Genomic DNA, 22,651 nt, shown 5'->3' on the forward strand with positions numbered 1-22,651 from the left:
AGGTATGAAGAACAAGGCCAACCGTTATCGGTTGGCCTTTTTTAGGAGATAAAAATGAAACAAGCCATATTAGTTGCGGCAATGTTCTTCACAACGGCAACTGTTTTAGCCGCTCCAGCGCCTGTTGAAGATGTTGCAGGAGGTTCGAATGATGACAGAGTCTCAAGGTTAGAGCGCATCATGAAAGCAAAGCAACAAGGCGATTTTGAGATGCAACGTCGTATGGATGTATTGCAAAATGAAGTGTTGGATTTAAGAGGCATTACTGAGCAACAAAATTATCAAATGAATCAAATGTTACAGCGTCAACGACAGCTGTATGAAGATATTGCAAATCTTACTGCTCAGTCATCAACACCCGCTGCGCCAGTTCAAGCGGATGCCACTTCGGTCGCAGCAGCTAGTTCAACTTTGGGTGAAACAGGAAGCTATGAGGCCGCAGTGAATTTGGTCCTTAAAGAACGCAAATATGATGAAGCAATCCCTGCTTTTCGTAATTTCATAGCCAAATACCCAGAATCAAATTATGCAGCTAATGCAAACTATTGGTTAGGCCAATTGTTGTACAACAAAAATGAATTCAGTGATGCTAAACAAGCATTTAGCACAGTGGTTAGTCAATTTGCAGATTCAAATAAGCGTGGCGACAGTTTGGTCAAACTTGGCATGATTGCAGAAGAAGAAAATGATCTTGCAGGTGCTAAAGCGCTTTATAACAAAGTTATCAAAGAGTATGCCGACAGTGCCTCTGCACGACTAGCTCAACAGCAATTATTAGCATTAAAAGGCTAGTTAAGCCAAAAAACCGCCTCTTAGTCTGTTTTTCATGCAAACAACAAGAAATTATACATTTGCGCTTGCATGAGAAATTGAAAAAGGTATTATAGGCGCCCTCAGAACGGCATAGCCTTTTGGGGGTGTTAGAAGGTTAATTACTTAGTCTACAGTCTCTGTGTTTTAAGTTATGGTCTTTTAGTTACCAAGATGGGTCGTTAGCTCAGTGGGTCTTGAAATAGAGACAGTTGGCTTTTGTTCCCGTAAGAATATAAGTTCTTGCAAAACCAAGATGGGTCGTTAGCTTAGTTGGTCTTGAAATAGAGACAGTTGGCTTTTGTTCCAGTAAGAATATAAGTTCTTGCAAAACCAAGATGGGTCGTTAGCTTAGTTGGTCTTGAAATAGAGACAGTTGGCTTTTGTTCCAGTAAGAATATAAGTTCTTGCAAAACCAAGATGGGTCGTTAGCTTAGTTGGTCTTGAAATAGAGACAGTTGGCTTTTGTTCCAGTAAGAATATCAGTTCTTGCAAAACCAAGATGGGTCGTTAGCTCAGTTGGTAGAGCAGTTGGCTTTTAACCAATTGGTCGAAGGTTCGAATCCTTCACGACCCACCACTTTTTTGATAGTGGCTAAATAATCTAAATATTATACAGATGGGTCGTTAGCTTAGTTGGTTTTGAAACACAGACAGTTAGCTTTTGTTCCAGTAAGAATATAAGTTCTTGCAAAACCAAGATGGGTCGTTAGCTCAGTTGGTAGAGCAGTTGGCTTTTAACCAATTGGTCGAAGGTTCGAATCCTTCACGACCCACCACTTTTTAAATAGTGGCTAAATAATTTAAAGGCTATACCGATGGGGCTATTTCACTCCAGTAAGAATATCAATTCTTGCAAAACCAAGATGGGTCGTTAGCTCAGTTGGTAGAGCAGTTGGCTTTTAACCAATTGGTCGAAGGTTCGAATCCTTCACGACCCACCACTTTTTTGATAGTGGCTAAATAATTTAAAGGTTATACCGATGGGGCTATTTCACTCCAGTAAGAATATCAATTCTTGCAAAACCAAGATGGGTCGTTAGCTCAGTTGGTAGAGCAGTTGGCTTTTAACCAATTGGTCGAAGGTTCGAATCCTTCACGACCCACCACTTTTTAGATAGTGGCTAAATAATTTAAAGGCTATACCGATGGGGCTATTTCACTCCAGTAAGAATATCAATTCTTGCGAAACCAAGATGGGTCGTTAGCTTAGTTGGTCTTGAAATAGAGACAGTTGGCTTTTGTTCCAGTAAGAATATTAATTTTTGCAAAACCAAGATGGGTCGTTAGCTCAGTTGGTAGAGCAGTTGGCTTTTAACCAATTGGTCGAAGGTTCGAATCCTTCACGACCCACCACTTTTTAGATAGTGGCTAAATAATTTAAATGTTATACCGATGGGGCTATTTCACTCCAGTAAGAATATCAATTCTTGCAAAACCAAGATGGGTCGTTAGCTCAGTTGGTAGAGCAGTTGGCTTTTAACCAATTGGTCGAAGGTTCGAATCCTTCACGACCCACCACTTTTTTATATCTCCCCAATTTAAACTTCCAGATAATCTAACCATTACACATCTCTCATAGGCTAAAACTAGCCATTAGTTCTACAGGCTTTTAAACGCCGACAGTTGGCTTTGTTCCAGTAAGAATAGCGGTTATTGCAAAACCAAGACGGGTCGTTATACCAATCCGCATTAGACTTTACCCATATTGGCCCAGTCTCGTGTGCACAAACTTTTTACCCTGTCCTTACACTGAATAAACGTATTCCAAGCGCGGCAACACTGTTCAACGATATCGTCATAACCTTCAAAACACCTATTTGCCAAACAATGCTGTCTTAGCCATTGCCATACCTGTTCAATGGGATTTAATTCCGGAGAATAGGGTGGTAATTTGAGGACCGATAAATTACTGAATTCTTTTGCTATATCATCCGTATGCCAACCTGCACCATCAATGATAACAAGTGCATACCTATCCGAATGAGTTGCTTCTGAAATTTTTTTTAAGTGTTGCCACATAGCCGCCCTATTAACAAATGGAGTGACCAAGGCTTCTGTTGCACCCGTCGCAGGGCAAACTGCACCAAAAAGATAAGCATATTCAAATTGTTGCTGCCTTACCGCTCTTGGCCTCGAGCCTTTTGCTGCCCATAGTCGCGTGGTGGTATTTTGTTGACCAAATCGAGCCTCATCTTGAAACCAAATATCGACGGTGTCTAAAGGAATATAGACAGGGATCGTTGCGATCGTTTTAGAAATGAGTTTTTTTAAAATCTTCTTGGGCTGCTAAGGATTGTTTTGGGTGCTTAGAGCGACTTGTTATCCAGCTTAGGCCAATATTTTTTAGTACCTTATATACATGGTTAATATGATAATGGATGCCAAACTGCTGCTCTATATGTGATTGAACGTCTAACCCCGTTAATCGTCCACCCTGTTCGGAGCGGCTAAACTCATCTATATATTGATAAAGAACCTGCTTTTGGTGTTCGTCGAGTTTATTAGCATTTGTCGAATTCATATTGGCTTTCAAGCCATCAATGCCAGTATTTAAGTAGTTTTTAACCCATTCATTGACACTGCGACGACTAACCTTTAATTGGCGAGCGACTTGAGCGCGATTGTGACATTCCAGAAAGCAAGAAACAGCCAATATGCGGATACGCATACGGGCGTCTTTTTCTGACCTTGATAGCTTAACAAGCTCAACAGATGTGTAGTTTTTCACAGTATAAAATAATTTGAAAGTGGTGAGCATATTAGATCATAATTTAATGCGGATTGGTATTAGCTCAGTTTCTCTTTGTTAAATCAATAGCTGCAGTTGGCTTTTAACCCATTGGTCGAAGGTTCGGATCCTTCACGACCCACCACTTTTTTATATCTCCCCAATTTAAACTTCCAGATAATCCAACCATTACACATCTCTCATAGGCTAAAACTAGCCATTAGTTCTACAGGCTTTTAAACGCCGACAGTTGGCTTTGTTCCAGTAAGAATAGCGGTTATTGCAAAACCAAGACGGGTCGTTAGCTCAGTTCCTCTTTGTTAAATCAATAGTTGCAGTTGGCTTTTAGCCCATTGGTCGAAGGTTCGGATCCTTCACGACCCACCTCTTTTTTATATCTCCCCAATTTAAACGTCCAGATAATCTAACCATTACACATCTCTCATAGGCTAAAACTAGCCATTAGTTCTACAGGCTTTTAAACGCCGACAGTTGGCTTTGTTCCAGTAAGAATAGCGGTTATTGCAAAACCAAGATGGGTCGTTAGCTCAGTTCCTCTTTGTTAAATCAATAGATACAGTTGGCTTATAATCCATGAGTCGAAGTTTCGGCCCCTTCCTTCACTACCCGCTATTTATTATTACTTCTGAGTTAATTCCTAAATAGCTGATTAAATTCAAATAAAACACTTTACATAATCAGCTGACTTTCTATATCTCTTTGTTGCATTTTTATATGCTTTTATCACACGCATAATGCAAATGTGTGGGCTTTGATTGTTAAGGTAATACTTGTTTACTTTTGTCTCATAGACTTATTGCTAATGTTGCATGCTTGTTAATTAGCTCATATTAATTAGGATTAGAACAATATAAATAGGGAGATAATAATGAAAAAACAAAAGATAAGTCTTTATGTTGCTGGCGCTTTATTGACTATGAGTGGGAGTGCTCAGGCGGCTACTGAAATGACTTTTGGTGGTTATATTAAAGCAGATGTGATGTTTAGTGATTATGGCAACGGGGCGCCTGACTCAGGTTCATTGTCTCGTCAGTTTTATGTGCCAGACACTATTTACGGGACAACTGGAAATGGTAAGCAAGTTGTCGATTTTCAAGCTCGTGAGTCACGTTTTAATTTTAAAACCGTTACCGATGTTGAAGGGCATAAACTAACTGGTTTTATTGAACTGGATTTTTTGACACATACTGATGGTAACGAACGAGTTTCTAACAGCTATTCTCCACGCATACGTCATGCATTTATGAGTTATGACAATTGGACTGTAGGACAAACGTGGACTACTTTTCAAAATCCAGGCGCTTTACCTGAGAACTTAGACTTTGTTGGTGCGGCTGAAGGAACACCGTTTGTTAGACAATCACTACTTAGATATACCAGTGGTAATTGGCAATTCTCGATTGAAAATCCCGAAACGACAGTCACGCCATTAGGTGGTGGTGGTCGAATTACCAGTGGTAGTGGGGTTGTACCTGATGTTGTCGGTCGTTATAACTTTAGTACTGCAAATGGTTCTGCACTTTCGCTTGCTGCGATTGTAAGGCAAATAGATTTAGAGCAAGTTGTCGGTACTACCGTATACGATACCTCTGAGCTGGGCTATGGCGTCAGTTTTGCTGGTGTTATCCCTGTTGGTAAAGATGATCTTAAGTTTACGGCTACTTACGGTGAGGGACTAGGTCGTTACATGGCGCTAAATTATGCCAATGCAGGCGTACTTGATTCAAACGGTGAAATTCAAGCGATTAAATCCTTTGGTGGATTTGTGTCGTATCGTCACTGGTGGTCAGAGCAATGGCGTTCTAGTGTGACATTCTCAGGTTTTAGCGCAGATAATGATGTAGCCCTTACTGGTGGCTCAGTTAACAAAGAGGCCTATTCTAGCTATGTTAACTTATTGTTCTCACCTTCAAAGCCAGTGACATTTGGGGTTGAATATATGTATGCTTTGAATGAGCGTGAAGACGGTTTCGATGGTGACTTAAATCGCATTCTGTTTTCAGCGAAATATGCCATTTAGATTTAGCATTAGAGCGAATAATAACAAGGCAACCAAATAGGTTGCCTTGTTACTTTTAAGAAATAAAACTTAATTGAGTAGATTGTTTTGACGAATATAAGCTTCGAATTCGGTGCAACCACCAATAGGCTTTTCATCAATAAAGATTTGTGGAACGGTTTCTACTGTTTTACCTACATTTTTTGATAAATCAGCTTTAGTGATACCTTCAGCATGAATATCGATATATTTAAATTTGAAATCTTCACTTTGTGCGGCTAACTTTTCTGATAGTTCCACAGCACGAACGCAAAATGGACAAGCTGGGCGGCCAAAAATAACTACAAACATGGTGACTCCTGTTTAATGATATGGGCATTTTATACCATAAGTATTTTTCAAATGGTAATTCAACCCAATTAATTTTGTTTTAACTCATATCGATTTTATATTTGCCTTGATAGTCAAAAAATGAGTCGACTAAATCCCAGCGATGTTTATTTTTCTTCAACAATAATAAATCAGGTTTTCTAAATCGAGTTTGATCCGCCAATACATCTACTACCTTGTTATATTGAGGATGACGCAGGCCTGGAGTGCGAGTATGACTGAGAACAAACACCGCATAAAAAGCTTTACGTTGCGCAGGTGTCTCAAAGCTAAAAGTTTGTTTAAAATCATTACCTTCAATATCAATATATTGAATAAGTAACTTACTATCGTGGTCGTGCAACAACATTTGCTGACATTTAAATAAATGATGATGCTGTGCGTTAAGGACCTGCTTTAACCGTTTATCAGGATCTATCAAGGTTGATTGGCAGCTGTGGCAAATACGTGCTGCAATATCGTTTTCAGCCCCACAGTCAGGACAGGATTTTGATCTAAATCTAAAATCACACTGCTGTTGATCATTGATTAATCCTTGGCAGCGTCTGCCATAATGTTCGACAATATCGCCATCGCCATCAACAATCCCCCAAAAGGTATTGGCAAATTGACACACAGGACAATGCACTTGAACTGGTACTGATTTGCTATTGGGTTTTACTTGACCGACTTCTGGATAAAATAAATCATAGCCATTAGCGGCATAATCAATGATTAAGCAGTCTGTTTTATCCGGCGCCAAACGTAAACCTCGGCCAATCATTTGCTGGAATAAGCTAACTGAAGCAGTAGGTCGTAATATGGCGATAAGGTCAACATGAGGTGCATCGAAGCCTGTGGTTAACACGGCAACGTTAACAATGTACTTGAGTTGTTGGGCCTTAAAGCGTTCAATGATGTCATCACGTTCGACATGAGGTGTTTGAGCGGTAATTAATGCGGCATCATTATCTAAAAGATCCATTACTTCATTGGCATGCCTGACTGTGGCAGCAAAAATCAACACTCCTTTGCGGAGTTCGGCAAGTTGTTTTACTTGTTTGATAATAGCGGTGGTTGCTCGTCCTTGATGATGAAGCAAGGAGTCTATTTCTATTTGCGGATATTCGCCGCTGTCATGGGGGGCTAGTGCGCTAAAGTCATATTGGGCACTCAGCCCATCGAAAATAATCGGTTTGGTGAGGTATCCTTGGTTAATTAATGGCCGCATTGGGAGTTCAAAGATACATTTATCAAAAACGGGGGTGTCTGTATTGCCCACTTTCCCGTGGTAGTGGAGTCGATAAATCCAGCCTACACCAAGGCGATAAGGCGTGGCGGTTAACCCAAGTAGTTTGATATCGGGATTACGTGCTTTAAGGTGTGTGAGCAGTTGTTGATATTGGCTAGTTGACTCGTTACTGACTCGGTGGCACTCATCTATAATGACTAATGAAAACGGTTGTGTAAATTTTGTCAAAGCCCGAGCGGCAGATTGGACGCTGGCAACCACCGTTTTGCCATTGGCTTTTTTTTGATTTAATCCAGCAGAGTAAATATTTGCTTGTTGTGTGAGTAAGCCCACTTTTTGTGCATTTTGAGCGACTAATTCCTTTACGTGAGTTAATACCAGTACGTTGCCATTGGCAATACGCGCTAATTCGGCAATCACGATACTTTTACCCGCGCCAGTGGGAAGAACCAACACCGCTGATTGCTGGCTTTGCTTGAAATGAGCAATTGCAGCGTCGACGGAGTGTTGTTGATAATCACGTAAAGTGATTTTAACGGGCATGGGGGATGAGTCTTTCAATTTATCGATAGTATTAATCTGGTTTTTATAAAGCTTAACATAGCCAATGGCTGATATAACTATATTACATAAAGTGAATTGACTTTGACTGAAGTCGATAAACATACAACGGTGTTATATTGTGAACAGAAGATCAGTTACTTAGGAGACAGTAACGCAGACGGGATCTCATATTAAGTTTAAAAAAAAGCCCCTCTAATGAGGGGCGAAACGAGAAATTGGTCAGGATTTCTCAGGGTGGATAGATCAATGACAATGGTTGAAGCAATTACTCCGTTTTGTTCAAACGATATTCAATTAGCGTATCTATGACTGCTGGATCTGCCAATGTTGAAGAATCACCTAAGTTGGTTACTTCGTTAGCCGCAATTTTACGTAAGAATCGACGCATAATTTTGCCCGAACGCGTTTTAGGTAAACCACTGGCCCATTGGATAAGATCCGGTGTGGCAAGGGCACCAATTTCTTTACGTACCCATTGGCGTAACTCTTGACGTAATTCTTCAGTCGGTTCAACACCACGAGTCAAAGTGACATAAGCATAAATACCTTGGCCTTTGATGTCATGGGGATAACCTACCACGGCAGCCTCAGCAACGAGTTCATGGGACACTAACGCACTTTCAACTTCTGCGGTGCCTAAGCGATGTCCTGAAACGTTAATCACATCATCTACACGGCCCGTGATCCAATAGTAGCCATCTTCATCACGACGAGCACCATCACCGGTAAAATACATACCACGAAAGGTTTTGAAGTAGGTGAGGGCGAATCTGTCGTGATCACCAAAAACGGTGCGCATTTGTCCTGGCCACGAATCTAGGATAACTAAGTTACCTTCACCCGTCCCTTCTACAAGATCACCCATGTTATCAACCAGTGCCGGTTGTACACCAAAAAAGGGTCGCGTTGCGGAGCCAGGTTTTGTATCTGTTGCACCTGGTAGTGGACTGATTAAAATGCCACCCGTTTCAGTTTGCCACCAAGTATCGACGATTGGGCAGTTTGCATGGCCAACCACTTCATGGTACCAACGCCATGCTTCTGGGTTTATTGGTTCACCAACAGAGCCCATAATCCGCAATGAGTCACCTTTGTAACTGTTAAACGGTTCTTTACCTTCAGCCATTAATGCCCGAATTAAGGTTGGCGCGGTATAAAGAATATTGACGTTATGGCGGTCGATCATTTCACCTAATCGAGCAGGTGTAGGATGATTAGGTACGCCCTCATGAATTAATACCGTGGCGGCATTAGCAAAAGGACCATATACCATATAAGAATGGCCGGTAATCCAACCCACATCAGCGGTACACCAATATACTTCGTCAGCTTTATAGTCAAACACGTATTCATGTGTCATTGAGGCATACACCATATAACCGCCAGTGGTATGCAGCACACCTTTAGGATTACCAGTAGAGCCAGAGGTATAAAGCAAAAACAGCGGGTCTTCGGCATTCATTTCAGCTGGTATGCAATACTCTGAAGCGACTTCCATGAGTGAATGCCACCAAACATCTCGGCCTTCAACCCAATCTACGTCACCACCAGTTCGCTTAAATACAATGACCTTCTCGACGCAAGTTACATCAGGATTTGATATCGCTTCATCAACACTGCGTTTTAAAGGGATTTTACGACCAGCACGAACACCTTCGTCAGCGGTAATCAAGACTTTTGATTTACCGTCAATCACCCTTGCTGCAATCGAGTCTGGTGAAAAGCCGCCAAATACCACTGAATGAACTGCACCAATGCGCGCGCAAGCCAGCATGGCAACTGCAGCTTCAGGCACCATAGGCATGTAGATAGTGACGATATCGCCTTTATTTACCCCTTGGCTGCGCAGCGCGTTAGCAAACTTACAGACTTCGTTATGCAGTTCTGCATAAGTCAATTTGCGCTGTTCGTTGGCGTCATCGCCCTCCCAAATAATGGCCAGCTTATCGCCGTATTCTTCGAGGTGACGATCTAAACAATTGGCAGAGGCATTGAGCGTACCGTCATAAAACCAATTTATGGATAGGTTATGATCATCAAATGACGTTTTCTTGATTTTAGTATAAGGTTTAATCCAATCAATGCGTTTGCCGTGCTCTCTCCAGAAACCTTCTGGATTAACAATGGACTCCTGGTACATTTTCTTATATTGATCGTTATTAACCAGTGCGTTGTTCGCTATGTCGCTAGGAACTTTGTAAAGAGACTGCGAGCTCATAGGGCTTCCCTTTCTAAAAATGGCGTAGTTAAAGTATCATCTGCAACGGGCTGTTTGCACTATTAGACCTTGGTCTATTTTTAAAATATCCTTAATATTTAGTCTGTTGCACGTGTTAATATAACAAGGAAAGCTGCAGAGTTAGTCTATCATTTATAACAATTCTCTTATGTAGGTTGTTTTATGTTCAATACATGATGTTTTAGATAAAAATAAAACAGATTTTTAATAACAATAAAGTGATATCGGACGTTTCATGAACTTAACCTTAATCGTTGCCGTGATTGCGGTGTGTTATGTGTCTCTACTGTTTATTTTGGCATGGGGCGCAGAGCGGTGGTTTAGTAAAATAAACCAAAAAGTCCAAGTATGGATTTATGGACTCAGTTTAGCTGTGTATTGCTCTTCATGGAGTTTTTTAGGCACAGTAGGCCAGTCTGCCAATGATTTGTGGTCTTTTTTACCTATTTTTGTTGGCCCAATATTGGTGTTCACCCTTGGGTTTGGCATGCTACGAAAAATGGTCGTGGTGTCTAAAGCACAAAACATCACTTCAGTTGCCGACTTTATTGCCGCTCGTTATGGAAAGTCGCAATTGTTGGCTGCATTAGTCACCCTTATTGCATTATTTGGCATCATGCCATATATCGCCTTACAGCTTAAAGCGATGGTATTTAGTCTTAATTTATTCCAACCCGATGATAACCCGCTGAGTCCAGTGGCGGTGCCATTATTGATCACCATGTTGTTAGCCATTTTTGCCATTTTATTTGGTACTCGTAAATTAGATGCTACCGAACATAATCCTGGGATGATGGTGGCGATTGCATTTGAGTCATTGGTTAAACTCGCCGCATTTATCTCTGTTGGTGTCGTCATTAGTTTCGGTGTTTTTGATGGTTTTGGTGATATTTGGCAACAGGCATCTGATAAAGCATTAATTGAAAATAGTCATATTCGTTTAGAGTCGTTTCTCCCTGAGCTTTTTGTCGGTATGGCGGCATTTATGTGTATGCCAAGACAGTTCCATGTGATGGTGGTTGAGTGTGGTGGCGAACATGTGCTGAAAAAAGCCCGTTGGATTTTTCCGATTTATTTGGCTTTGTTTGGTCTATTTGTTGCGCCATTGGCGTTAGCTGGCAAAGTGATATTGGGTGATACTGTGTCAGCAGATACCTATGTCATCAACTTACCTCTGGTGCTCGACCAACCGATCTTAGCCGTTGTTGCATTGTTAGGCAGCTTGTCTGCGGCAACCGGAATGGTCATTGTGGCAGTGGTTACCATCAGCGTGATGGTCAGTAATGAATGGCTGGTGCCATTTTTACTGCGAACTGGGCAAATTAGAGAAAAGAACTTTAGTCAGTTTTCTCAATTATTGTTAAATGTACGCCGTTTATCCATAGTAGTGATTCTAGGTTTTGGTTATTTGAGTTATTTACTGTTTACCGACAGAGATTCACTTTCACATTTGGGGATGATGTCATTTGGCGCTTTTTCTCAATTAGCGCCTGCATTAGTTGGCGGTTTATATTGGAAGCATGGTAATCGATCCGGCGTCTATCTTGGTCTTGCTGTGGGCTTTAGTCTGTGGTGTTTTATTTTACTTCAAGGTGCCGGTGAAGCTCGTTTGATTGGTGGCGAGTTTGGTTTACTTAATTCGATAACCCCAAATGTTAGTGATACTTTGATCGCCTTGTTAGCGAATATCTTTTGTTATGTACTGGGTTCTATTTGGTTTAGAGCCGGCGTTGCAGAGCGTATTCAAGCGAGTAATTTTGTAAAGCCTTGGTCATCAAAGCAAGATTCTAAAAAACGTCAAGGGCCTATTTCGCAACAAGATTTATTAATTTTGGCCAGCCGGTTTGTGAGTCCCACTCGTGCTTATGAGAGCTTTAGCCGTTTTTCGGCTGATGCGGTTAAAAGTGATAGTTGGTACAAAACGGCCCCTGAAGAATTAATCGCCCACACCGAACACATGTTGTCGGGTGTTTTGGGCGCATCAAGTGCTTCATTAGTGATGGATTCTGTGCTGCAAGGCCGAGATTTGGGCCTTGATGAAGTCTTTAGTTTAGTTGATGAAGCATCGTCGAAAATTATTTTAAGTCAGGATATGTTGCGAGGCGCTATTGAACACGCTTACGAAGGCATGAGTGTGGTTGATAAAGATCTTAATTTAGTTGCGTGGAATTATCGCTATATAGAATTATATCAGTATCCAGAAGGATTTTTACAACAAGGTATGCCTATTGCTGACATTGTGCGGTTTAATGCTTCGCGCGGTTTTTGTGGTACGGGAGATATTGAAGATCAAGTCGCAGTGCGAGTACAGCATATGCGTAATGGCACCCCTCACACTTCAGAGCGTGAACGCCAAGATGGTAAGGTGATTAAAATTCAAGGTAACCCTATGCCTGACGGCGGTTTTGTGATGACTTTTACTGATATTACTCAATATCGTTTACAAGAAAAAGCCTTGCTGGAAGCCAATGAAACATTAGAAAGCCGCGTGCAAGAGCGAACCTATGAGCTGGCGATGTCAAACAGCGAATTACTTGAAGCCAAAGCACAGGAAGAGCTGGCTAACGCGTCTAAAACACGCTTTTTAGCAGCTGTGGGCCACGACTTAATGCAGCCATTAAATGCGGCTAGATTATTTACCGCCTCATTATCACAATATCCTAATCTGGATCTCGAAGCCCGCACGACATTAACCCATGTGAATAGTTCGTTGAAAATAGCTGGCGAGTTATTGACCGATTTATTAGATATCTCTAAGCTCGACTCGGGCATGGTGGAAGTTAATCGCCGCGATTTTGCCATTGCGGAGGTGATTAACGGTTTGTCGGTTGAATTTGATGCGATGGCAAGTGACAGTCAGATCTCTTTTTCGATGGTGCCCTCTACGGCGACCGTAAACTCAGATCCATCATTATTACGGCGTGTTTTGCAGAATTTTTTAACCAATGCTTACCGTTATGCTCGTGGCGGTAAAGTCTTATTCGGTTGCCGTCATCGAGGTGACTTTATCGAGATCCAAGTGTTAGATACTGGCTGTGGGATTAATGAGTTTGATATACAAGAAATTTTTAAAGAGTTTAAACGTCTAAATCATCCCAGTAGCCGTAATGTCAGTGGCTTGGGATTAGGATTAGCGATTGCCGATCGGATTAGCAAGGTACTTGATCATCAAATTCATGTGAGTTCGACCTTAGGTCATGGTTCGATATTCTCGATTTCCGTGCCAATAGGCAAAACGATAAGTCAAATAAGCAGTAAGCCTTTACCGACATTATTGCAGCCTTTAGCGGGAATTAAAGTCTTATGTATCGACAATGAAGAGGCGATTCTCGCGGGGCTAGAGTCGTTATTAAGCCGTTGGCAATGTGAAGTTATTTGTGCCAAAGATCTTGCCGATGCACGGATTAAATTAGGCCTTAAAGGCGTTGCTCCAGACATCATGTTAGCTGATTATCACTTAGATGATGACCAAAATGGTATTGATGCGATGAATGGCATCCGCAGCCGATATGGTGAGCATTTACCCGGGATCTTGATTACCGCTAATACCAACAAAGATTTGGTTGATGATGTCGAAAGACGCGGTTATCACTATATGGCGAAAATGGTTAAACCAGCCGCATTGCGGGCGTTAATTTCTAGTCTAGTTAAAAAGTAAACATTAGAATTATTCAATTATTTAGGCGTATCGTTTAGGCTTGCTATGATGATGGTACAAGGTAATAGCGTGTAGCTATACTTTTTTGAACGTTATTTTTCGGCTGGCAGTAACGCGAAACATTACAGTGTGCACCCAGTAATCATTTGACTACACAGACAAGATGCAGACTCACTTTAGATACAGTCTTTTGGCCTAAAGCAGCCTATATCTGTTACATGCCGAGTGTCCATATCTGACGTTTTTGTCAACATGGTCAAATAGGGTGCGGATATTGATTAGTGTCGCAGTTGCAAGTAAAAGATGAATTAGCTAGTGGAGAACGGGTGCATGTTTTGCGCGACAACGTCATTAAAAAGCCCTTTATTGGCACGATTGGATTTTTCGCTAAGTGGGGCGTAACTCACCCAAGGTGGGATAGTAAACAGTTATCAAACAGATCGTTAGCAAAAAATGGCAAGTTTGATATTGCATACTTAACACAACGCCATTTTTATCGATTCATCCCATCTCTTATCCCTCCGATTATCCCGAGTTGAGGTTAACTCCTTCTCTGATACAAACGTGTCTCATTGACAAAAATAATTTAGCTGAATGTGATTAACCGTGACTAATAAATTGAGCGGTTACTGGCGTAGCATCAATGCCTTTTACGACGGTGATCATCGCCGAAGTCAGCTTGCTTAATTGCGCTGCATTGATGGTGTAGGGCGGCATCAGATAAATATATTTATTAAACGGTCTTACCCAGACGCCCAGCTCAACAAAGGCTTGCTGTAATTGGGCTGTATTGACCGTATTGATCATTTCAATAATGCCAACAGCACCGAGCACACGGACATCGTTCACTTGAGGTAAATCAATCGCACTTGCGAGTTCTTGCTTGAGTTGGGTTTCAATGGCGTTAACTTGTTGTTGCCAGTCACCTTGAAGCAGTAAATCTAAACTGGCTGTTGCCGCGGCGCACGCTAATGGATTACCCATAAATGTGGGGCCGTGCATAAACACACCCGCAGGTGAGTCACTAATACCATTGGCAACTTCGTCACTGCACAGGGTGGCAGCAAGGCTGATATAGCCGCCGGTTAAGGCTTTACCCACACACATGATATCCGCCTCAATATTGGCATGCTCATAAGCAAACAGTTTGCCTGTGCGTCCAAATCCGGTGGCAATTTCATCTAAGATCAGTAGTACATGGTATTGATCGCACAGTTGACGAAGTTTAGTTAGATAAGCCGGGGAGTAAAAACGCATTCCGCCAGCGCCTTGCATGATGGGTTCGATAATCACGGCGGCAATATCATGGTGATGTTGAGCAAATGCAGCATCTAAAGCGAGTGAATCCGTTTGATTAAGCGGTTCATTAAACTTAGACGTTGGCGCAGGGATAAATACTTGTTTAGTCACATTATTGCCAAACATGGTGTGCATGCCACCGTCTGGATCGCATACGCTCATTGCGGCAAAGGTATCACCGTGATAACCGTTTTTCACGGTCATGATCTGTTGTTTTTGTGGTTGGTTTCGACCTTGCCAATATTGCAGTGCCATTTTTAATGCGACTTCTACCGCAATTGAGCCTGAATCGGCTAAGAATACTTTGGTTAAATTTGCGCTGGTCATCTGCACTAAACGTTTTGATGCTTCAATGGCGGGTTGGTGGGTTATTCCGCCAAACATCACATGACTAAGCTGTGAAAGCTGTTGTTGCATTGCAGCGACAATGGTCGGATGACTATACCCGTGCACACATGACCACCACGAACTTGTGCCATCAATGAGCACTTTGCCATTGTCTAAAATCAGCTCACAACCTTGAGCTGAAACCACCCCATATACAGGTAAAGACTGGGTCATAGAGGTGTAAGGGTGCCAAATATGTTGTGCATCGAAAGCGTAATCGATAGTGCTGTTTACGTCGGAAAGTGCCATAGTTATATGTGCTCGTTTTTTAACCGCTAGTAAAGCGTGAAGTGGCTACTGCGTTGACAGTTTACGGGCTCAGGGTATCCTAGCCAACATAAAATAAAAATAAAGGAATGCTCCATGTCGTTAGCTGAAGTTCGTCAGGATTGGAAAAAAGCACAAATTGAAGCATTGTTTGCGTTGCCTATGAATGATTTATTATTTAAAGCACACAGCATTCATCGAGAGATGTTTGACCCTAACGAAGTGCAGATCAGTCGTCTTTTATCGATTAAAACTGGTGCATGCCCTGAGGACTGTAAATATTGTCCACAAAGCGCGCGTTACGATACTGGCCTTGAAAAAGAACGTTTACTTGAAATTGAAAAAGTATTAACTGAGGCTAAAAGCGCTAAAGCTGCTGGTGCATCACGCTTTTGCATGGGCGCCGCTTGGCGTAACCCGCGAGACAAAGACATGCCATATTTAACTCAAATGGTACAAGATGTCCGTGCCTTAGGCATGGAAACTTGCATGACATTAGGCATGTTGTCGCCAGAACAAGCCAGCAAATTAGCCGATGCCGGTTTAGATTATTACAACCATAACCTGGATACTTCACCAGAATATTATGGCGAAGTTATCACCACTCGCACTTATCAAAGCCGCTTAGATACGCTGACAAATGTGCGAGCATCAGGGATGAAAGTTTGTTCGGGCGGGATTGTTGGCATGGGCGAAGACGCCACTGACCGTGCAGGTTTACTACAACAACTGGCTAATTTAGAACAACATCCAGATTCAGTGCCTATTAACATGTTAGTTAAAGTGGCTGGAACGCCGTTTGAAAATATTGATGATCTTGACCCACTTGTGTTTGTCCGCACAATTGCAGTGGCCCGTATTCTTATGCCTAAGTCGCGGGTGCGCTTGTCTGCAGGTCGTGAAAGCATGAGTGATGAACTGCAATCAATGTGTTTCTTTGCCGGTGCTAATTCAATTTTCTACGGTTGCAAGTTGTTGACGACGTCTAATCCTGAAGAAAATGATGACATGAGTTTATTTCGTCGTTTAGGGTTACATCCCGAACAAGGCCCACAAGCCAACATCGAAACCGACAGTGCCTTATTAGCCAAAGCCAGTGCTAAACAAGATAAGTCGACCAAGCAGTTTTTTGATGCAGCGGCGTTGTGATCTAATATGACGTTAATAGGCCAAACTGGCATGGGACAACATCCATTAACCCAGCGGATAAGTGATAAGCTGGCTGAGCAGCAGGCCGCGGGCCTTTTACGCCAACGACATGTGTCGGCAACCAAGCCACATGCGACAATTGATTTTAGCCATAATGATTATTTAGGCTTAGCCCATGAACCCGCTTTAGCCCAAGCACTTTATGCTGGAGCACAAGAGTTTGGTGTCGGCAGTCGGGCATCACCTCTTGTGAGTGGTTATGGCCAAGCCCATTTGGCACTCGAGCAGCGCCTATGTGAGATTACTGGCCATCAAGCTTGTATGCTATTTAGCTCAGGTTTTAGCGCCAACAGCGCGTTAATGAAAACCCTGTTTAGTGCCGACGATACGGTTATTGCCGACAAGTTGGTTCATGCCTCAGTCATCGATGGCTTAAAAGACAGTGGCAGTAATATTCGGCGTTTTCTACATAATGATATTAGTAGTGCAGCGCGCATTATTGCACGTAACCCTCATAGCGCTGTTGTTACCGAAAGTGTGTTTAGTATGGATGGAGACATCGCCCCCATTGCTGAACTTTCATCCTTATGTCAACAACATAACTCTTGGTTGATTGTCGATGATGCTCATGGTTTTGGGGTATTACCAAGCTCGTTTGTTAATGCCGATAAGGTCGATATTCAAGTGGTCACCTTTGGTAAAGCGCTAGGGTGTCAAGGCGCGGCCATTTTAGCCTCACAAGATGTGATTGATTATTTGGTCGCGACTTCTCGTGAATATATTTATTCAACTGCGTTGTCTCCGGCTAATGCTCATCTGGCATTAACCGCCATAAATTGGCAACAAGATCACCCACAGTTATTGGCACAATTAACGGCTAACATCGCGCTTTTCAGAGATCTTGCACAGAAGCAACAATTAGCCATAACGTCTTCGACCACGGCTATTCAGCCGATTATGATCGGTGATAATCATCGCGTGATGACAATTGCTCAACAGTTAACACAACACGGTTTTTTGGTTGGTGCGATCCGCTCACCAACGGTGCCCAAAGATCAGGCGCGTTTGCGGATTACCTTAAATGTACTGCATCAAGCCAGTGATATTCGTGCGCTCGTGAGCGCAGTGGCTCAGCTTATTGATCAACATGATGATAATACCTCGCGGCAAGCAGTATTAGCACCACCATCAGTGACTAAATAAATCGTATCTTTGAGAAACTCCATGACGTTAGATAATCCGGTTGCAAAAAAGTTTTCAATAGCCGCATCTCATTACAAGCAACATGATGTGTTGCAGCGCATGAGTGCTCAGCAATTGTTACAACAAGCGCATTTATTTGGCACCTTGCTTGATGTTGGAGCCGGCCCTGGTACATGTTTTAAAGCTTTTAATGAGGTAAAACAGGTTGTCGCCGTTGATATTGCTCATGGCATGCTTGCTCAACTTGTGCAACAACACCCCGATTATTTACCCCTTTGCAGTGACGCACAAGCATTGGGTTTACAAAGCGGATCCATTGACAGCATCTATTCCAATTTAGCCTTGCAGTGGTGCCAAACATTACCCAATGCGTTTTCTGAGTTTCATCGAGTATTACGACCCGGCGGCGAATGTCATCTTAGTGTGGTTGTTGATGGCAGCTTGGCTGAGCTAAAGCACTTAGGTTTTAGAGTAAACCAATTTGATTCCATATCAGTGCTTAAGGCGGCATTTATCTCATCTCAAACCACCACGAATGACTGGTATAGCGTTAATATTCACGTTAATAGTATCAGCATTTATTTTGATGATTTACGCAGCTTACTATATTCAATAAAAGGTGTTGGGGCGTCATTTGACCAACAAAGTACTGGCAAAGAACGTCTCGCACTCACCAAGCAACAATGGCAGCAACGGGTGGCGTTAGCAGAAACCCTACGCACCAATAAAGGGTTACCATTAACTTATCAAATTGCGTATATTCACGCGAAACGAGGCTGAAGCTATGCTGTATTTTGTGACAGGCACCGACACCGACAGTGGTAAAACGCTAATTTCAGCGGCATTGTTATCTAAAGCCCAAGGCAATAAATGTGGTTTTAAACCTATAGCATCAGGATGTGAACACACTGAAAATGGCTTGCGTAACCCAGATGCGATGATGTTAATTGCACAATCGAATATGGATTTTTCCTATCAAGTGGTTAATCCTATTTGCTTTGAACCGGCTATTGCACCGCACATTGCTGCCAAGCAAGCTAAACAAACATTAAGTGCACAAAGTGTGCTAGAGACTATGTATCACCCAGCGATGCAAAGCGCTGATTTTGTATTAATTGAAGGTGCTGGTGGCTGGCGTTTACCCTTGGGCAATGGCGAGTATTTGTCTGACACGATCACGTTACTGCAAGCCAAGCTGCTACAAGCGAGATTGACTCCAAATTCAGAGGCCACATCAGCCGTCGAAATTATTTTAGTCGTAGGGATGAAACTAGGTTGTTTAAACCATGCGTTATTAACTCAAGAAGCTGTGCTAGCAGATGGGTTAACGATAGCAGGATGGGTGGCGAATCAAATCGATGCTGATATGGCTTTTATTGACGACAATCTCGACAGCTTACAACAAATGATGCGCGGTCCATTTTTGGGCTATGTGCCTTACTTAACCGATCCCACAGCCGAAAATGCGGCGCATTATCTTAAATTACCACAGTAACCTCAATTCTGGATAATAAACGGTTATCAAACAGTCCTTTGTTCCGCGATCAAACTTGTACCGACCTACCATTGGCCTACTATTGACGGCTATCCACACGTGAAGATGCCTTGTTAGCAAAACAAATGGCAAGTTTGATATGAAATAGGTCGTTACACAGAATCTGTTACAGGGTTAATATTTGGATTGTAACGTACTCAATTCATCTATTAACCCGAGTTGAGGTTGTGTTAGTTTGCGATTGGCATCACGCGGTTACGACCTAAGCGTTTTGCTTCGTAAAGTAACGTATCTGTCGCTTCAATCAATTGAGATACATTTTGTTTTGGTTTCCATTCAGCCACGCCAAAAGAGGCGGTTATTGAATCGATGACTTTGTCATTGCGTCGGTCTTTGACACTGAGCTTCTCGAGCGCTCTGCGAATGGCTTCGGCAAGTTGTCTGGCGACTCTAAACTGACTGCTTGGCACAATGATGGCAAACTCTTCACCACCAAAGCGGTACAATTTAATTCCGTCGCGGCACGCTTCTTGGGTCCGTTTCGCAACCGTTTTCAGGACTAAATCGCCGAGTTGATGACCAAAATTATCGTTGAATATTTTAAAGTGATCAATATCAATCAAAATCAAGCAGGTACCTGCAGGATCTGAACTAATTTGCGCTTCAATATCATCGTTAAATGCGCGGCGATTTAATACATTGGTTAAGGCATCAAATAGCATGTCTTTTTCTGATTCTGCTAAACGTGTTTTGAGCGTATCTATTTCAGACTGGGCTTTTTGTAGTTGTTCAGTAAAACTCACGGTACTAGAACGGATGCTGGAAGACTCTTTAACGATATTTCTGACAATGCCGATAACTTGTTCAAGCGAGAAGCCTTGGTTTTCAAGGTTGCTTAATTTTTTAAAATCTTTATCAATTTGGGTTTGAAAGGTTTCGGTGTCTGAATTAGTGTCTTTGAGTGACTGAGATAATTCACATACCATCACATCAAGATTTTTACGCATTTCACGTACATTGAGCTCAACCGGGTCCGCCACATGCTTACGATATAATAATTCACTGGTTACTGGTGAACAGGTTTGATTCTGTTTGACCGCAATATCTAACTCTTGGTTGAGTAACGGGTTCTGTTCGCCCACGTAAGCATACCAAAGCGCGTAGTTTGTCGGCGTGGTGGGTATTCTATATTTTAACATTAACGGAACTGCTTTTTTCAAATTGGCTGCAGCGGTTTGCAGTAGAGTGTTCGACATTAAGTGCCTCATGAACCGGGCTAAGAAAAGACTTTGAAAAAATCTACAATTGAGTTGAATATAACAAGAATAACGTGGTTTGTACTATGGCATTATCACGAGAGATGTCACAAAAAAAGCATCCTAAGATGCTTTTGGGGGGACTCGAGTGATATTAAAACACGTAAGAGACCGCAAACATTGGGCCGGTAAAGCTGTAATTAATATTGTAATCAAAAGTACGTTGTTCAATATTACCGACATTACGTGTCTTTTTGATAGTGACATCGACATCATAATAGTTGTAAGCCAGTTTTATTGACCAGTTATCACAAAATTTAGCTTCAACACCTAAACGGACATCGACTAATGATCCATCGACATCATCATATTTGAGGGCAAAATACTGTGCGTGTGCATCAAATGTCCAGCCAGGATAAAACTCGTAAGAGCCGTAAACACCAATGTCTGGTAATGGCGCCGTGAGCGTTTCGTCTACAACTTCTGGCGTGGCTACCGCATTGGTGCATAAACTGCTTAAGCTTGAATCTGGGACGCAAATACCGATAGTGCCTTTAAAGGCTGTTTCGATAAACATGGCATGTAAACCGACTGACACCCCAACTGCGTAATGAGTACCTTGCCAGATGTCATAACCATAACCAATGCGTAGAATATCAATATTGAGTTCGGTACTCAGTTTCGAGCCAGTTTCAATGAGGTAATCTTTGCCGTCAATATCTTCAAGGATAAAATCTTGCGATACTGTTTCTGTGTCTGCTTTGCGATCCAACGATTTCCAATCAATATAAATGCTATGACGTTGGTTGAAAGAGAAAGTAAATTCAAAGTAGGGTAAATATTGTTCTTCAGCTAGTAGAAGTTCATCTTCAAAATCAATTGGGAATGTCCCGCCTGTTTTAGGGCTTGTTGCGATGAAGTTTGAATCAGAATTAGCATAGAATATACCGATATCGAGGGTATAATTGTCAGTTGAGCTATCAGTTGATAGATCCGTCTCTGCCAAAGCGGCACGAGTACCGAATATCAATAACACTATACAAAAAAAAGATCTTATCATTGAAACTCCGCATTTATTTTTCTATATCACAGGATATACGTCTCATATAATGCTGCTGTCGAATTTATGACTTAATCTAATCTGCGCCGATAACTAAAATCAGGGCATCAAATACAGAGTTATAAACATTAAGTTAAATAAATGGGACAAATTCTTCAGTGGGTATACTAGCACTTTGTTACTAAATGTGAAGTATTTGTATAAGATTATTGCGCTAAATCATGTTTTCGGACGTAGTTTGATCTTAAAGGCATAAAATAATCGTTTCGGCGACAGAGTGAGATGTAGCGAGGGCGCCAGAGCATTGACGTTAACTGCGGTGAGTGACAATTATGTGACAAAACAAAAAAAGTAGAGCAATATATTGACTCTACCTTTTGGCTATTGTAGCGCAAATGTTAAAACTGTGAGAGGTTGCTTTAACCGTTAAAATAGGATTTATTCTGGCTCATCGGTGTCAGAAACATCCTCTTCAACATCGTCAAATTCAACTTCAATTTCAACTTTAGCGCTGGCTGGCGTGTTAATAGTCCCTAAAACCGCATAAAACGGTTTCCCTTTTGCTAGACGACAATACTTAGACCACAATAACTCCATTGGTGTTGTTGCGGGTAAAGTACCTTGTATAACGCTAATAAATTGGTCTTCGTCGACATTACGAGGTAATTGTGATCCATCGACTAAATTTTTCATTGCTTGACCATGTTGTTCAAGCAAGTCAGCCTCCTTGCTGGTAAAATCACCACAACGCTTAAATCCTTTTGGAAAATTTGCATCATCATAGAAACGTTTAGTCGATTGGAAACTGTTGCTGTGACCATTGGTGTTAGCATCAATACCCTGTTTAGCATTGATAAATGATTGCTCAGACATGGCTAATACCTTCTAGATT

Annotated in this window: 15 protein-coding genes and 7 tRNA genes; 14 read left to right on the forward strand and 8 right to left on the reverse strand. The window is 41.9% G+C overall.

What is annotated here, in order from left to right:
• Positions 1–54: 54 nt before the first annotated feature.
• The 7 genes from ybgF (at position 55) to EGC80_RS13765 (ending at position 2,331) form a co-directional block, all read left to right on the forward strand.
• Complete coding sequence (ybgF, locus tag EGC80_RS13735; protein ID WP_101030576.1) at positions 55–792, forward strand: tol-pal system protein YbgF; 738 nt, start codon at positions 55–57, stop codon at positions 790–792.
• Between the two features lie 522 nt (positions 793–1,314).
• Positions 1,315–1,390: transfer RNA gene (locus tag EGC80_RS13740), tRNA-Lys, on the forward strand.
• Positions 1,391–1,513: 123 nt separating this feature from the next.
• Positions 1,514–1,589 (forward strand) — tRNA-Lys (locus tag EGC80_RS13745).
• Between the two features lie 89 nt (positions 1,590–1,678).
• A tRNA-Lys gene (locus EGC80_RS13750) sits at positions 1,679–1,754 on the forward strand.
• An 89-nt stretch (positions 1,755–1,843) separates the two neighbouring features.
• A tRNA-Lys gene (locus EGC80_RS13755) sits at positions 1,844–1,919 on the forward strand.
• Between the two features lie 171 nt (positions 1,920–2,090).
• Positions 2,091–2,166, forward strand: a tRNA-Lys gene (locus EGC80_RS13760).
• Between the two features lie 89 nt (positions 2,167–2,255).
• Positions 2,256–2,331 (forward strand) — tRNA-Lys (locus tag EGC80_RS13765).
• 171 nt (positions 2,332–2,502) lie between these two features.
• Here the strand turns inward: EGC80_RS13765 and EGC80_RS13770 are convergent.
• Positions 2,503–3,571, reverse strand: a protein-coding gene (locus EGC80_RS13770) for an IS630 family transposase (RefSeq protein WP_407695557.1) whose coding sequence is annotated in 2 segments (ribosomal slippage) — positions 2,503–3,066 and positions 3,068–3,571 — 1,068 coding nt in all. Because the reading frame shifts where the segments join, the coding sequence is not laid out codon by codon here.
• Positions 3,572–3,836: 265 nt separating this feature from the next.
• Here EGC80_RS13770 and EGC80_RS22445 point away from each other — a divergent pair.
• Positions 3,837–3,925 (forward strand) — tRNA-Lys (locus EGC80_RS22445).
• A gap of 505 nt (positions 3,926–4,430) precedes the next feature.
• Positions 4,431–5,582, forward strand: a complete 1,152-nt coding sequence (locus EGC80_RS13775) for a DcaP family trimeric outer membrane transporter (protein WP_124013795.1) — start codon at positions 4,431–4,433, stop codon at positions 5,580–5,582.
• 69 nt (positions 5,583–5,651) lie between these two features.
• On the opposite strand, the gene EGC80_RS13780 is transcribed toward EGC80_RS13775, so the two are convergent.
• The 3 genes from EGC80_RS13780 to acs form a co-directional block, all read right to left on the reverse strand.
• Complete coding sequence (locus tag EGC80_RS13780; RefSeq protein WP_124013794.1) at positions 5,652–5,912, reverse strand: GrxA family glutaredoxin; 261 nt, start codon at positions 5,910–5,912, stop codon at positions 5,652–5,654.
• 79 nt (positions 5,913–5,991) lie between these two features.
• Positions 5,992–7,725 carry a DEAD/DEAH box helicase gene (locus tag EGC80_RS13785; protein ID WP_124013793.1) on the reverse strand — a complete coding sequence of 578 codons (1,734 nt, stop codon included), beginning with the start codon at positions 7,723–7,725 and terminating at the stop codon, positions 5,992–5,994.
• Between the two features lie 286 nt (positions 7,726–8,011).
• Positions 8,012–9,964 carry an acetate--CoA ligase gene (acs, locus tag EGC80_RS13790; RefSeq protein ID WP_124013792.1) on the reverse strand — a complete coding sequence of 651 codons (1,953 nt, stop codon included), beginning with the start codon at positions 9,962–9,964 and terminating at the stop codon, positions 8,012–8,014.
• Positions 9,965–10,220: 256 nt separating this feature from the next.
• Here acs and EGC80_RS13795 point away from each other — a divergent pair, with 256 nt between their 5' ends.
• Positions 10,221–13,643: a hybrid sensor histidine kinase/response regulator gene (locus EGC80_RS13795; RefSeq protein WP_124013791.1), complete on the forward strand. Its 3,423-nt coding sequence runs from the start codon at positions 10,221–10,223 to the stop codon at positions 13,641–13,643.
• A 600-nt stretch (positions 13,644–14,243) separates the two neighbouring features.
• Here the strand turns inward: EGC80_RS13795 and bioA are convergent.
• Entirely contained in the window at positions 14,244–15,578 is a 1,335-nt protein-coding gene (gene bioA, locus EGC80_RS13800) for an adenosylmethionine--8-amino-7-oxononanoate transaminase (RefSeq protein ID WP_124013790.1), read from the reverse strand.
• A gap of 114 nt (positions 15,579–15,692) precedes the next feature.
• Between bioA and bioB the strand changes: the two genes are divergently transcribed.
• The 4 genes from bioB to bioD are packed head-to-tail and all read left to right on the forward strand — an operon-like array spanning position 15,693 to position 19,443.
• Complete coding sequence (bioB, locus tag EGC80_RS13805) at positions 15,693–16,745, forward strand: biotin synthase BioB (RefSeq protein ID WP_124013789.1); 1,053 nt, start codon at positions 15,693–15,695, stop codon at positions 16,743–16,745.
• 6 nt (positions 16,746–16,751) lie between these two features.
• Positions 16,752–17,948, forward strand: coding sequence for an aminotransferase class I/II-fold pyridoxal phosphate-dependent enzyme (locus EGC80_RS13810; RefSeq protein WP_233768504.1), 1,197 nt, complete (start codon positions 16,752–16,754; stop codon positions 17,946–17,948).
• 21 nt (positions 17,949–17,969) lie between these two features.
• Entirely contained in the window at positions 17,970–18,728 is a 759-nt protein-coding gene (locus EGC80_RS13815; protein WP_124013788.1) for a methyltransferase domain-containing protein, read from the forward strand.
• 7 nt (positions 18,729–18,735) lie between these two features.
• Complete coding sequence (bioD, locus tag EGC80_RS13820; RefSeq protein WP_164839559.1) at positions 18,736–19,443, forward strand: dethiobiotin synthase; 708 nt, start codon at positions 18,736–18,738, stop codon at positions 19,441–19,443.
• Between the two features lie 230 nt (positions 19,444–19,673).
• On the opposite strand, the gene EGC80_RS13825 is transcribed toward bioD, so the two are convergent.
• The 3 genes from EGC80_RS13825 to EGC80_RS13835 all read right to left on the reverse strand — a co-directional run bounded on the left by EGC80_RS13825 (position 19,674) and on the right by EGC80_RS13835 (position 22,632).
• Positions 19,674–20,699, reverse strand: coding sequence for a GGDEF domain-containing protein (locus EGC80_RS13825; protein ID WP_124013786.1), 1,026 nt, complete (start codon positions 20,697–20,699; stop codon positions 19,674–19,676).
• 154 nt (positions 20,700–20,853) lie between these two features.
• Positions 20,854–21,759: a hypothetical protein gene (locus EGC80_RS13830; protein WP_124013785.1), complete on the reverse strand. Its 906-nt coding sequence runs from the start codon at positions 21,757–21,759 to the stop codon at positions 20,854–20,856.
• 438 nt (positions 21,760–22,197) lie between these two features.
• Positions 22,198–22,632, reverse strand: coding sequence for a DUF413 domain-containing protein (locus tag EGC80_RS13835; RefSeq protein WP_124013784.1), 435 nt, complete (start codon positions 22,630–22,632; stop codon positions 22,198–22,200).
• Positions 22,633–22,651 lie beyond the last annotated feature (19 nt).

The sequence above is a fragment of the Shewanella psychromarinicola genome (genome assembly GCF_003855155.1).
In the GTDB taxonomy this organism is placed as follows: Bacteria; Pseudomonadota; Gammaproteobacteria; order Enterobacterales; family Shewanellaceae; genus Shewanella; species Shewanella psychromarinicola.

What these genes read in the sequence shown, in the direction of transcription:
- EGC80_RS13795 (WP_124013791.1), top strand. Translation starts at nt 10,221, where the DNA reads ATGAACTTAACCTTAATCGTTGCCGTGATTGCGGTGTGTTATGTGTCT.
- ybgF (WP_101030576.1), top strand. Translation starts at nt 55, where the DNA reads ATGAAACAAGCCATATTAGTTGCGGCAATGTTCTTCACAACGGCAACT.
- EGC80_RS13780 (WP_124013794.1), bottom strand. Translation starts at nt 5,912, where the DNA reads ATGTTTGTAGTTATTTTTGGCCGCCCAGCTTGTCCATTTTGCGTTCGT.
- EGC80_RS13815 (WP_124013788.1), top strand. Translation starts at nt 17,970, where the DNA reads ATGACGTTAGATAATCCGGTTGCAAAAAAGTTTTCAATAGCCGCATCT.
- EGC80_RS13785 (WP_124013793.1), bottom strand. Translation starts at nt 7,725, where the DNA reads ATGCCCGTTAAAATCACTTTACGTGATTATCAACAACACTCCGTCGAC.
- EGC80_RS13825 (WP_124013786.1), bottom strand. Translation starts at nt 20,699, where the DNA reads ATGTCGAACACTCTACTGCAAACCGCTGCAGCCAATTTGAAAAAAGCA.
- acs (WP_124013792.1), bottom strand. Translation starts at nt 9,964, where the DNA reads ATGAGCTCGCAGTCTCTTTACAAAGTTCCTAGCGACATAGCGAACAAC.
- EGC80_RS13835 (WP_124013784.1), bottom strand. Translation starts at nt 22,632, where the DNA reads ATGTCTGAGCAATCATTTATCAATGCTAAACAGGGTATTGATGCTAAC.
- EGC80_RS13775 (WP_124013795.1), top strand. Translation starts at nt 4,431, where the DNA reads ATGAAAAAACAAAAGATAAGTCTTTATGTTGCTGGCGCTTTATTGACT.
- EGC80_RS13810 (WP_233768504.1), top strand. Translation starts at nt 16,752, where the DNA reads ATGACGTTAATAGGCCAAACTGGCATGGGACAACATCCATTAACCCAG.
- bioA (WP_124013790.1), bottom strand. Translation starts at nt 15,578, where the DNA reads ATGGCACTTTCCGACGTAAACAGCACTATCGATTACGCTTTCGATGCA.
- bioB (WP_124013789.1), top strand. Translation starts at nt 15,693, where the DNA reads ATGTCGTTAGCTGAAGTTCGTCAGGATTGGAAAAAAGCACAAATTGAA.
- EGC80_RS13830 (WP_124013785.1), bottom strand. Translation starts at nt 21,759, where the DNA reads ATGATAAGATCTTTTTTTTGTATAGTGTTATTGATATTCGGTACTCGT.